Origin of the sequence: Bianquea renquensis (assembly GCF_014384895.1) — a bacterium.
In the GTDB taxonomy this organism is placed as follows: domain Bacteria; phylum Bacillota; class Clostridia; order Lachnospirales; family Bianqueaceae; genus Bianquea; species Bianquea renquensis.
In genome coordinates this window covers 1-12,034 of the sequence record NZ_JACRSQ010000006.1, presented here as the reverse complement: position 1 = coordinate 12,034, position 12,034 = coordinate 1, and the positions used below count along the sequence as shown (strand labels likewise).

Sequence of the window (12,034 nt, the reverse complement as noted above, 5' to 3'; positions counted from 1 at the left end):
GATGGCAAAACAGAGGCGTAGAAAGCAGTATAAGCTTGTAAAGCCTTGGAGGCTTGTCTTCACGTTATGCATCGTCATTCTATTGCTGGCACTGCTATTAAAATTGCTGATCAGCGGTAGCCCACCTAAGAGCGAAGCGGTGGTGCAGGAGATTTCCCAGTCATCCGAGACCTCGTATGTTCCGCCAGCGGTACAAACCGTTTCGGCCTCGGACATCAGCAGTATTAAGAACCAGATGGTCGGCTATATGACGGGTATGATTTTGGCCAATCCTGGAAACTATCCTACAGTGCCGGATTTGGAGCCGGAAGAATCGTACAGCGAGAATTCGAATCCGGCCTCCTACGTCTACCGTTTAGTGATTGACCCGGGCCACGGCGGCAACGATGGCGGCAATGATCAGGGGGAGGTGAAAGAAAGCGTTCTGAATCTTGAGATTGCCCTTAAGCTTCGAAACGCTTTGCGCGAAAAAGCCCCTGAGATCCAGGTCATCATGACGAGGGAGGACGACACCTATGTGAGCCTTGAGGAGCGCGCTAAGCTGGCCAATGAGTTGCAGGCGGATTTCTTTATCAGCATTCACTGCAATTCTTTCCAGGATGATACCTCGGTCAATGGGTTGGAGACAAGGTACTGGATTGCCAAGGCGGAGGAAAAGCAGGAGATTGGCATGAGATCCCAGGCGGCGGCGCAGGTGCTGCTGGAAAAAGCGGCCGCGGGATTCGGACTCCGCCAGAGGGAAGCTTCCAAACAGACGCTGGAGGTATTGTACAGCTGTGAAATGCCGGCTGTTCTCATGGAGCTGGGGTATTTGAGCAATGCGGAGGACGACGCGGCTCTGTGCGATCCTGAGATCCAAGAGCAGGGTGCTCAGGCCATGGCGGATGCCGTCGTGGAGATTCTCAGGGGCTATGAGCCGCGAAATGTCTCGGATTCAGGGGACGGCTCCGCCGAAGATTCAGGGGAGGACTCCTCGGAATCGTGACCATCAGGTGATCTCGGATAGCCGTCTCAAAATATGATTTCGAATGGCCTTTTTGTCAGTGCTCCAGAGCGGAGCCAGCAGCAGAGAGCGAGGTCCATCACCGGTAATCCGATGCACGACCATGGAGGGGGGGATACGGCTGAGGCAGCGGGCGGCGATGTCGATATAGGCCTCCCGGCTTAGCAGAGGGAGTGTTCCCGCCTCATAGTCTGCCGCCAGTGGCGTCCCCTTTAAAACGTGGAGAAGTGCCAGCTTGATTCCATCTGCCCTGATCCTCACCACATAGTCCACCGTATCCAACATGTCCTGCATAGTTTCCCCTGGGAGCCCCAAAATCACATGGATAATTTTGTGGAAGGGAAGTCCTTGAAGGCGTGCCCAAGTGTCTTCGAAAAGGTCCAGGGAATACCCCCGGTGGATTCGCCTGGCGGTTGCCTCGTGAACCGTCTGGAGGCCGAGTTCCAAAAAGATCGGTTTTTGGAGTGCCAGATCCCGCAATAGCCTGATCACATCGTCGGGAAGGCAGTCTGGCCGAGTCGCGATGGCGAGGCCGACAATGGAGGGATGCGCCAGGACTGGGCGGTACAGCGCTTCCAAAATTTCCACCGGCGCATAGGTATTGGTGAAGCTTTGGAAGTAGGCGATATAGGCATTTCCCTTATATTTTTGCCGCAGGCGGGCCGCGCCCTGTTCGAGTTGCGCGGAGATGGATGCCGGGGTTCCATCCCAGCGCTGTGCGAACTCTCCGCTTCCACCAGCACTGCAAAAGGTGCAGCCGCCGTAGCCAGCGGTGCCATCTCGATTGGGACAGGTCAATCCAGCGTCGATGGCGATTTTGTAAACTTTTTGACCAAAACAGTCTTGAAAATATTGATTTGCAGTATAGATAGTATGAATGACAATCACAGCCTTTTTATTTGAGGTAAGCGAAGACGAAAGGGAGGGACAGGGACCCTATGACCAAGATAACGCTGAGAGAAAGTCTGCGCCATGCGATTGACGGGATTGGGCGTTGCCTCGTCCATGAACGCAATTTTCGAATCCATACGGTGGCGGCCGTAACCGTGGTCCTGTTTGCCTGGCTCTACGGCGTAGACACCGGCCAGAGGGCTTTGCTGGCGGTGGCGGTGGCCACGGTCATGACCATGGAGATGATGAATACCGCCATTGAAGCCGTTGTGGACCTTATCACACAGGAGAAGAACGTATATGCAAAAATTGCCAAGGATGTGGCGGCGGGCATGGTTCTTTTGGCCGCTCTATTTGCCGTTGGGATTGCCGTAATCGTATTCCACGATTGGACGCGGATCGTCGACGTCATAGGAAGGTTGTTCAGCTCATGGTGGTCTGGCTTGCTGACTGCCGTTTATGCCGGTGCAGCGGTGTGGTTTATTTTTGGATGGAAACCCCACAGTGGATCTTAGTATAGCACAGGCCGGCCAAAAGCACAAATGGAAAAAGGGGAAAGATAGATGGGGGGACGAAAAAAATGACAAACGCGGAGAGGAGATCGAAGCAAAGGCGCAAGAGAAAGCGACAGGTTAAAATCCTGCGAGGGATGCTGACAGTGGCAGCGGTCGCCATCCTCGTGCTGGTAGTTCGGTTGATCCAGATTCTGAATCCGAACGTGATTCAGGAGGGAGAAACACCCGATTTCATAGGTGCTATCCCTGTACATACCAAGTATATTCCGGAGGGATATGCGGGGCGCCCCGGTACGCTGCGCGAAATTCGAAGCGTCGTCATCCATGAGACGGCCAATACGGCAAAAGGGACCGACAGCGAAAATCATAGCCGGTATCTGATGAATGAGGCGAAGAGCACAAAAATCTCCTGGCATTATACCGTTGACGACCATGAGATCTATCATCATCTGCCGGATCAGGAGATAGGGTACCATGCGGGAACGGCGGAGGGAAATGAGGAGGGGATCGGTGTTGAGATCTGCGTCAATGAGGACGGAGACTTCGAGAAAGCATTGGACAACGCGGCACAGCTTACGGCCTATCTGGTGAAGCAATACCATTTGAGTCTGGATGATGTCTATCAGCACCATGAGTATTCCGGTAAAGATTGTCCTCATCGTATCCGGGAGGAAGGGCGCTGGGATGCTTTCCTGGAGGCTGTCAAACATTACATGGGCACGATATAGAGATGCGTCATCGATTGGCCTCTTTACTTTTGGCCGTGGGTGTGATATACTGATATGGAATTGAATATAGGGTAGGCATTTGCAGGGGGACTAGCAATAGTTGAGAAGGTTAAAACCTGACCCTTGGAACCTGTTAGTTAATACTGGCGTAGGGAGCAAATCATCGAAGGGTGGACGTTCGCTTATGGCGGACGTTTTTTTCATCCTATAGGAAAGTCCACCGTGAGGCGGACCGAGATTGGAAGAGGCGAACGTATCTATATTTTCTGCGAAGTGTCTTCCTCGGAAAAAGCGGATACGCTTTCCAGGCCAGAAATTTAACAATTTGGAAAGGAGCATATGTATGGCAACACAGAGAAAAGCCGCGAGAGAAGGGATTGTTACGCCGCAGATGGAAGCGGTGGCGCGGGAAGAGGGAACGGAGGTTCAGGAGCTTCGGGAATTGGTGGCGGAGGGGAAGGTGGCGATCCCTGCCAATCACCGGCACACGTGTTTGGTTCCTCACGGAGTTGGACATGCCTTAAAGACTAAGATCAATGTCAACCTGGGGACCTCCCGGGATTGCGTCAACTTGGACGTGGAGATGGAAAAAGTACAGAAGGCGGTGGAGATGGGAGCAGAATCCATCATGGATCTCAGCTCTTTTGGCGATACAGCGGCCTTTCGGCGAAAATTGGTCCAGGAATGCCCGGCGATTATTGGGACCGTGCCCATCTACGATGCCATTGTGTATTACAACAAGCCGTTGCAGGAGATCACGGCGAAAGAGTGGCTGGATGTGGTGCACATGCATGCGGAGGACGGTGTAGATTTCATGACGATCCACTGTGGCATCACCAAGGCGACAGGGGAGCGCTTTAAAAAAGCGGGAAGGCTCACGAATATTGTATCCAGAGGCGGATCGCTGATCTTCGCCTGGATGGAGATGACGGGGCAGGAGAATCCCTTTTATGAATACTATGACGAGGTTTTAGAAATCTGTGCTCAGTATGACGTGACCATCAGCCTTGGCGACGCGTGCCGGCCCGGCTGCATCGCGGACAGCACGGATATCAGCCAGATTGAAGAGCTGGTGACCTTAGCGGAGTTGACCCAGCGGGCATGGGACCGAGATGTTCAGGTGATCATCGAAGGCCCTGGTCACATGCCGCTGAATGAGATTGCCGCGAATATGCAGCTTCAGCAGAAGATCTGCAAAGGAGCTCCCTTTTATGTGCTGGGCCCCATCGTCACCGATGTTGCGCCTGGATACGATCACATCACATCCGCCATCGGAGGCGCTATTGCAGCATCGGCTGGAGCCTCTTTCCTGTGCTATGTAACGCCGGCGGAGCATCTGCGGCTTCCCACCCTGGACGATATGAAGGAGGGAATCATCGCGTCCAAAATTGCGGCCCACGCGGCGGATATCGCAAAGGGAATCAAGGGCGCGGCGGACTGGGACCGGCAGATGAGCACTGCAAGGAAAAATCTGGATTGGGATGAGATGTTTCGGCTAGCCATGGATCCGGAAAAGGCGCGCCGGTATCGGGAAGAATCAAAGCCAGAGCATGAAGATTCCTGTAGCATGTGCGGGAAAATGTGCGCGGTTCGGAATATGAATGCCATTCTCAATGGGACCGCCGTGGACGTAGTGTGATGAAGACGGTTCTGACCATTGCCGGCTCCGACAGCAGCGGCGGCGCTGGCATACAGGCGGACCTGAAAACCTATATGGCTCTTGGCGTCTACGGGATGAGCGCCGTGACGGCGATCACCGCCCAGAACACCTTGGGGGTGACCAGGATTGATCCTGTATCGCCGTCTATGATTGAGGCCCAGCTCAGAGCGGTGTTTGAGGATATCCCGCCGGACGCAGTTAAAATTGGGATGTTGGGCGACGAGGAGGCGGTGCTGGTGACCGCCCAGATATTGGAGGAATTCCAGCCGGCGCATATCGTCTATGATCCGGTCATGGCTTCCACCAGCGGTACTTCGCTGATGGGGGAGTCCGCCTTTGCCCGTGTGAAGGATACTCTGCTGCCCTTGACCCATGTGATAACGCCGAATCTTGCGGAAGCTCAGCGGCTGAGTGGTCTACCGATCCGGGATAAGAGGGATATGGCGCGGGCGGCGGAGGCCATTGGCGGAGACTATCCCGGCGCGATTCTCGTTAAAGGAGGCCATTTGGCTGGTTGCTGCGATGATCTTTTGTACAGCCAGGGACAGATAACCTGGTATCCCGGCGAGGTGCAGGCGAACCCCAACACGCACGGGACAGGCTGTACTTTATCGTCGGCCATAGCGGCGGGTTTGGCGAAGGGGCTAACGCTCCGGGAAGCGGTGCGGCACGCTAAGATCTATATCACAGAGGCCATAGCCGCAGGGCTTACCATTGGCCATGGGCGAGGCCCGTTGGATCACGGGTATCGCTGGAAGGTGAAGGGATAGGACAAAATACGGGGTGTAGCAGTCTTGTTTTCTGCTACACCCCGTCTGCGAGTCAGTCATCCCCGCGGAGCAAATTTTCTGCATAATCCTGCAAGCTCTCGAAAGTTTTGACATTGCCGCTGCGCTGGTTAATTTGATCCCTCACGTAGTCAGGCAGCCCCATGAAATACTGGTAGGCCTCTTCATCTTGGGCTAGCATACTGCGAAGATCGGAATATTGGTTTTGCATTGGAATCACCTCGGCTATAGGATGTGCAGAATGGAACGGTGCTATGCGGGCGATCTGCCAAATTTGTGTGCGGGATCAAAAGCCGGCCTTTAGTTCCGCCAAAGGACAGGTTCAATGAAACAGGGATAGAAAAACTTGGTCTCCGCAGTATCACGCCGCGCGTCCTTTACCAATAGTTGGAGCCGTTCGGCACGGCCGAGATTGACTTCCGCGCTGACGGAAGGGGAGTGGATATCTAAAGCCGGCGACTCCCAGACCGTTTTGTCATCCAGTCGGATTTCAAAGATTCCTGCCGTTTCATTGCGGTCGGCGGCACGATTCAATCCACAGGAAAAAGTAAATTTTTGAAACACCCCTGGCGGAAGCGGATATTCCACAAAGGCGCAGCGGCCGCCGGTACAGCCGGGAAACATATCCGGCAGCAGAGCGATGCCGAGCTGAGGTCCATTTCCAATATGGAGCGGTAGCGGTGTTCTGCGAGTCGGCCCGGGAATATAATTTTTCTGCGGCAGGAAATTGAACATGCCGTCGCAGTGCCATCGCTCCGGTTCCAGCTGAAGCAGAGACATGGCGTCGGGCCCCTTTTTCTCTCTGAGGTGGATCAGCGTCAGTGTGTAGAGCACATCGGCAAAGAGATCGGCGCACTCCCCAACAGTTGCGGAGGCGTATTGGGCTGCGGTATCCAAGTCATCCTTGAGCGTTGCGGTCATGATGGGAACGATGGTCCTTGTACTTCGCTTTTTCAGCTTGACGAGCTCTTGAAGCAGACGCCACAAGAATTCATCCACATTGTCACCCAGACAGCGCGCCGTATAGGGGTGATCCGGGTACGACACCATGGGATTGTTTTCTATTAGCGAATGGATTAGGTAGATATCCTCATCGCCTTGAAAAAGCAAACTCAGCTGCATGCTGTCAAACACGTGGGCGGCCTGTCCAGTATCTCCAATGATATGGGACAGGACGCCCGCGATTTTGACAGCGAGTTCCTGATCACCGGAATCCATGGCGTCCAGGGCTCTGTGGACTAAAAAATTCAGGACCACAGGATACGTCTCCCAGATCTTCAGCGAGTCAAAGGCACTATGACAATTGACGAGTGTGTCGTTGCAAGGGATCATGATGTACTCTTTCCAATCCGGATATTTCTGTATATAGTCTGGGGAAGAGTTTTCCCCTGGCCAGAAGATATCGGGAAAGTTGGAGGCATCCTCCAGAAGCTCCTGCGGTTGCCAAAACTTGCGGACAGGTTCACTTAAATAATGTAGGCTTTTGCCCGCAATTCGTTTGTGATTGATACCATTCATCTAGACAAGACTCCTTCTGTGGTTGGAATGTCCTCGCAGACATCAGACAAGATCCCAGAGATATCGGAGATACGCGTTGGAGAAAAGAATTTCTTTCTCAATTGTCAATAAAGAAAGCTGGGGAACCGTGCGCCCCTCCTTGATATCCGACATTTCCAGCATGAGGGGACCGTCGTACTCGCTTTCCTTTAGCGCGCGGATGACCTCCGGCCAGTTGATTAGACCGAGACCGGGCATCTGATGATCGTCGTGCTGGCCATAGTTATCGTGAAGATGCAGCGTCTTTAGGCGATTTCCCACAGCGCGCACAACCGATTCCACATCCGGCCGGTCCCGCATATACGAGTGACCGGTATCAATACAGATGCCGACGTGAGGGCGGTCGATGGCATCGACTAGGTCGATAAGTTGAAGATAGCCCAGCATAGAGTTGTCTGTGGGAATTCCTGTTTCCAGAGCCAGCTGCAACCCATTTTCTTCCGCGACATCTGCCATCCACCGGTATACATCCATATGGTGGGAACCGTCTGGCAGAAGTTCTGTCGGGTGGAATACAAGGACTGTAGCATCTAGTAACGCTGCGATTTTGGCATCATGCCGAAGCTGGGCCATGGAGGCCTCCCTCGTGCTTTCACGATAGCAAGTGGCGTGGGCGGACCACAGAATGAGCCCTAGCTGTCTCGCATAGCGGCGAAGAGTTTGTGCTTCCTCTTCCGTTGTGGTCTGGGGATGGGAGTATTCAATATGCCGCACCCCCAGCTTGTGGTACTGACGCAGAATGGACAAGCGTTCCTCCAAGGAATATTTGCCGTTAGACCCGTCTTTTACCATACTACAGCCTACGTTATATTGTCTCATGATACACCTCTCCTCTTTAATCTAAAATGGCAATAGATGCTCGTCCCGGTACTGGCGGTAGATATCCAGAACGCCGGTATAAGCCGTCCCCTTGCCCAGCTTTCCGCCTCGGGACAAGACCAAGGATCGGATCAAAGGGTCTGCGTTCTCAGGCGCTCCGCAGTAAAAACCGTATTCGCCATCCAGCATAGTGGCATCGTTCAAGCTGTCCCCGATGGCCAGAACTTCACCGGGTGCAATCCCATAGTGCTCCGCAACAGCTTTCAGCAGACTTCCCTTACAGCAGGCGGGGTGATACAGGGCTAGAATGTGACAGTTCCGGTGAATCCGGCATGCGTCCAGATGCGCGCTGGCGAGACATTGTTCTAAGACAGGCCATGCCTTTGAAGCTTCCGCAGGCGACGAGAATTCAAAAGCCAGGGGATAGGAGCTGGAAAGGCTCCAGGTCTGAGGAGGCAGTCCTCTTTCGGCAAAAATTGTAAGCCAGGGGTCCACAAAATGGGACAGCTGACGGGAGAGTGCATCGATTTTCCTTCGATTTTGAAGGTTGAGCTCGGCCAGGGCATCCTGGGGAACTTTGGCGTAAGCTTCCTGTAGGACGCAGAAGGAGGGGAATGGGGCTTCCCAGTCCCACCCATTGGCGGAGGCCTCATGCCGCAAGGATTCCTCTGTGCGGCCAGATACAATGCCAGCGATCCCCCCCGCGGCGATGAAGCGGGTCAGATAGTCCAACAGATCCTGACTGAAAGCAGGCTTATGGGCGGAATAATCCAACATCGTCCAATCATAATCCAAGGCCAGCAGCTTAATCATACGCCATCCACCTCCAGCGGCGCCGTACTCCATTCACACCCATTGATCCATTCGCCGCATCCGGCGATGGATGCAAATCCAACGAAGATTTCCCCTGCATCCCCATCTTCCACGGCAATATCTAGAATATTCCATCCGCTTTTCATGGTAAACGCGGCGACAGGCGCGCTCCGGTGAAAGGCCGGAACATACACGAGGCCATCATGGCTGAGGATCGGCGTGCCGTTTAAGGAGGCCGTCAGCTTGCGCGTTCCCTGTACTGTCATGCGGCAGAGGCCCTTTCCGGATGGAAATTTGACGGCAGTGCGGTAATGATAGGCTCCCCGCGGCACGATCTGAAAGTTTTGCGCAGCCTCGATGGCTTCCCAGTCGTTGGAGGACTCCGCTTTTCGCATCCACGGGATTGTCAGAACGAGTCCTGCCTCCTCCTGCCAGCGAAACCCATCAGAGCGCTCCAGGACAAAGAGAATTGGATTGTAATTGGGCCGGCGCTTGGTGCAGGGGCCTGGGGTGATCACCACAGGCAGTGTGACCTCCTCCAGAGGACGGATGTGCAGAGAAAAGGTGGACGGGGTGATCTTCCAGCCAAGGGGAACGCGGAGGCATAAGGTCCCGTCAAAGGCTGAGGGGCTGCTATTGCGAAGTTTGACAGTGAAATCACCCGGCACATTGGGCTGTAAGGCCACAGTGGAAGGATACTGTAGGAGTATCGCCAGGGGTGAGAGGGCCACCAGGGATTCAGCGGAGTCGCGATCCCACTCGATGACACAGGGCGATGGGCTCCAGGGAGCGGGAAGGGATACTTTCTGTGCTGTCTCCGGTATATCGGCGAGCTGCATGAAACTGTGGTAATACCGAAGCGTCTGTGGACAAAGAGACGCGATGATCTCACAGAAGGAGGAGATGGAATTCGGCTCATGGATGCCTACGATGCAGTCCGATAGAACCAAATCCTCGCCGATGGGTTCCAGCCATCGTCTTTCGATCCCATCCGGATACAGAATCCCCATGATGGCGCCGAGGGTTGCGCAAGTGCAGTCAGTGTCATAGCCGAGACCGGCGGCGGTGCAGATAGCCTTTGAGAAGTCCTGTTCGCCGGCAAGCCAAGCCAACAGGATGAAGGCCAGGTTGATGGACACGTCGGTCCAGTTGTCAGAGGGATATGTGCTGAGGATCAGCTCTCGGATCTTCAGCGTATCAAGGCTCTGGTCCCACCAGTCCAGCACACTTTGCAGTGCGCGGTATAAACGTCCTTCAGGAGAAATACAGGACATTCCTGTGTGTACTAGTGCCGCAAGATCCCTTTCCACAAAGGCGAGGCTTTCTACGGCAGCCAGAAACATGGCGGCATCGATGCCATCCTCCGTGTGGTCAGTACAGGCATCTTCCCGGGCGAGAGCGGCGGCGAGGTTGGGATCCCCCGGAGCTAAGCAGGCCCACAGTTCGCTGCGAATGGCCGCGCCCATTCCGCCATGGAACTTATTATTGTAGCGTCCGCTCAGGGGGGCATACAGTCCTGCCAGGGTGTTATGCTGCGCCACACCGTACTCATCCGGAAAGTCCAGTATGTGGCGTCTCCAAAGGTCACCTAAGTGCCGGCGATTGACAGGAAAGCCGTATCGCAAAAGCGTCTCCAGGTTGACGACCTGGAGATCCAGATCATCATTGGGAACCATGCGGGTTGGAACCGGATCGTAGAAGGTTACGGCCCTCGTGTCCAAGTTTCCCTCGTACGGCATTCCCAGTGTTCCGCCCACAGTCTTTCCCAGAAAACAGCTGCGGAGCTTATTGTGATAGGTTGTATAGGATAGAGTCATAGAAAGTCCCCTTTCGAAGTTTCCCAAATTATATCACACAAGGCGGAAATTGGAATGACCGAGACCGACATTATTGGTTGACTATTTTCAACATTTCGTGCATACTAGAGGGAGAAAGCACACGAAGGAGAAGATCCCATGACGCAAGAGCAATTAAAAGAGTGGTTATTCAGTTTCGCAGTGGAGGACCGTGACAGGGACACAAGGCCCCAGGAGGAAGCCATTGATCGCGTATATCCCAACGGAAAAAAGTTTACAGATTCCTTCTTTGTCTTTCAAGAAGGGCAGAAGGTGGCCATTTGCCGCCATCCCCGGTTTACAACTGGCGAGTACCATATGCACAGTTTTGTTGAAATTTTGTACTTATACAGTGGAAACTGCGTTCACCTTGTGGAGGGAAAGACGATGCAGATGACCACAGGGGACGTGTGTATAATCTCGCCGGAGATCTACCATCTCATTGAAGCGTGCGACGGAATCATCATCAATATCCTGGTAACAAAGGAGTATTTGACATCGCTGTACCCTGTAGCGGAGGAGGAGGACAATCCGCTGTCAGAATTTCTCGGCGGTATCCTGTATGGGACGAATCGCAAAAAGTATTTATACATGCAATGTCCGCCCTGCGATCCAATGAAAGCGTTGGTGGAGAAAATGATTGAGGAGAGCGTGGAGTATGACCGCTACAGCAATCCCTGCCTGGAAGCCATGCTCGTGCAATTTTTTGCCTGGATCCTTCGGACATGTACGGGGTGGCAGAGCGAAGAGGGAGAATCCTGCTCCAAGGAAGAGCGGATCGTAGAGATTCTGCAGTATGTGCAGGACCATTATCGCTCCGTGACGATGGAGGAGCTGTCCAGGCGATTCAATTATACGCCGACGCATCTATGCCGGCTCTTTAAGCGATATACCAATTCTTCTTTCAACAGGATCGTGATCGATATTAAGATGTACCATGCGTGCCGGTTGCTGAGAAGTTCGGCGCTCCCGGTACAGAACATTGCCTACGCGGTTGGCTACGAGAGTGTAGAGTACTTCCACCGCATCTTCAAACAGGTCATGAAGATGACGCCGCTGGAATATAAAAAGAATCCGCAAGTCTGGTGAAGATTTCGTTAAGCGGCATAGCCTTTGGCTATGCCCTTTTTGCTTTGGTGCGCTCCTGCTCTGCTAAATGCTTTTTAAAGGCCTGCACATTCAAAAGGATTCGGCGCATACTCTCCAAAAATTCACTATCGGCAAAATAAAATTGAAATATCCAGAATATGCATTGTAATTATTCCGATTGTATGGTATATCAAACTTGTATTTTATTGCCCTCAAAGGTAGTGTCAAGTAATCTATGAAAAACTGAGCCGAAAAAAACAGGCTCAAATGAACCTTGAAAATTGCAGATATTGATTCCGAAAAGCTCTCCGAGGGCTCAGGGCGCTGCCCTGAGAA

At 53.4% G+C, this 12,034-nt stretch carries 12 protein-coding genes and 1 riboswitch; of the genes, 6 read left to right on the top strand and 6 right to left on the bottom strand.

Features of this window, described 5'->3' with window-relative positions:
• The first annotated feature begins 1 nt into the window (after position 1).
• A complete protein-coding gene (locus H8730_RS05510) occupies positions 2–985 on the top strand; it encodes an N-acetylmuramoyl-L-alanine amidase family protein (RefSeq protein ID WP_177715189.1) in 984 nt (327 codons plus the stop codon).
• A 3-nt stretch (positions 986–988) separates the two neighbouring features.
• Here H8730_RS05510 and mnmL read toward each other — a convergent pair whose 3' ends face one another.
• Positions 989–1,891 carry a tRNA modification radical SAM protein MnmL/YtqA gene (mnmL, locus tag H8730_RS05505; RefSeq protein ID WP_177715191.1) on the bottom strand — a complete coding sequence of 301 codons (903 nt, stop codon included), beginning with the start codon at positions 1,889–1,891 and terminating at the stop codon, positions 989–991.
• Positions 1,892–1,941: 50 nt separating this feature from the next.
• Between mnmL and H8730_RS05500 the strand changes: the two genes are divergently transcribed.
• From H8730_RS05500 to thiD, 4 genes are all read left to right on the top strand, one after another.
• Positions 1,942–2,409 carry a diacylglycerol kinase family protein gene (locus tag H8730_RS05500; RefSeq protein WP_177715193.1) on the top strand — a complete coding sequence of 156 codons (468 nt, stop codon included), beginning with the start codon at positions 1,942–1,944 and terminating at the stop codon, positions 2,407–2,409.
• Positions 2,410–2,474: 65 nt separating this feature from the next.
• Positions 2,475–3,137, top strand: coding sequence for a peptidoglycan recognition protein family protein (locus H8730_RS05495; protein WP_177715195.1), 663 nt, complete (start codon positions 2,475–2,477; stop codon positions 3,135–3,137).
• A 73-nt stretch (positions 3,138–3,210) separates the two neighbouring features.
• Positions 3,211–3,309, top strand: a riboswitch (TPP riboswitch).
• Between the two features lie 171 nt (positions 3,310–3,480).
• Positions 3,481–4,776, top strand: a complete 1,296-nt coding sequence (gene thiC, locus H8730_RS05490) for a phosphomethylpyrimidine synthase ThiC (RefSeq protein WP_177715196.1) — start codon at positions 3,481–3,483, stop codon at positions 4,774–4,776.
• Positions 4,776–5,567, top strand: a complete 792-nt coding sequence (gene thiD, locus H8730_RS05485; protein ID WP_249289550.1) for a bifunctional hydroxymethylpyrimidine kinase/phosphomethylpyrimidine kinase — start codon at positions 4,776–4,778, stop codon at positions 5,565–5,567. Before thiC ends, thiD begins: the two co-directional genes overlap by 1 nt.
• Before the next feature lie 52 nt (positions 5,568–5,619).
• Here thiD and H8730_RS05480 read toward each other — a convergent pair whose 3' ends face one another.
• The 5 genes from H8730_RS05480 to H8730_RS05460 form a co-directional block, all read right to left on the bottom strand.
• On the bottom strand, positions 5,620–5,796 hold the full coding sequence (locus tag H8730_RS05480) for a hypothetical protein (RefSeq protein ID WP_177715325.1): 177 nt from the start codon (positions 5,794–5,796) through the stop codon (positions 5,620–5,622).
• A gap of 89 nt (positions 5,797–5,885) precedes the next feature.
• A complete protein-coding gene (locus H8730_RS05475; protein WP_177715327.1) occupies positions 5,886–7,103 on the bottom strand; it encodes an NPCBM/NEW2 domain-containing protein in 1,218 nt (405 codons plus the stop codon).
• Between the two features lie 42 nt (positions 7,104–7,145).
• Positions 7,146–7,961: a sugar phosphate isomerase/epimerase family protein gene (locus H8730_RS05470; RefSeq protein ID WP_177715329.1), complete on the bottom strand. Its 816-nt coding sequence runs from the start codon at positions 7,959–7,961 to the stop codon at positions 7,146–7,148.
• Positions 7,962–7,982: 21 nt separating this feature from the next.
• Positions 7,983–8,774, bottom strand: coding sequence for an HAD family hydrolase (locus tag H8730_RS05465; protein WP_177715331.1), 792 nt, complete (start codon positions 8,772–8,774; stop codon positions 7,983–7,985).
• Complete coding sequence (locus H8730_RS05460) at positions 8,771–10,591, bottom strand: ADP-ribosylglycohydrolase family protein (RefSeq protein WP_177715333.1); 1,821 nt, start codon at positions 10,589–10,591, stop codon at positions 8,771–8,773. Before H8730_RS05460 ends, H8730_RS05465 begins: the two co-directional genes overlap by 4 nt.
• 138 nt (positions 10,592–10,729) lie before the next feature.
• Between H8730_RS05460 and H8730_RS05455 the strand changes: the two genes are divergently transcribed.
• Positions 10,730–11,698, top strand: coding sequence for an AraC family transcriptional regulator (locus H8730_RS05455; RefSeq protein WP_177715334.1), 969 nt, complete (start codon positions 10,730–10,732; stop codon positions 11,696–11,698).
• Positions 11,699–12,034 lie beyond the last annotated feature (336 nt).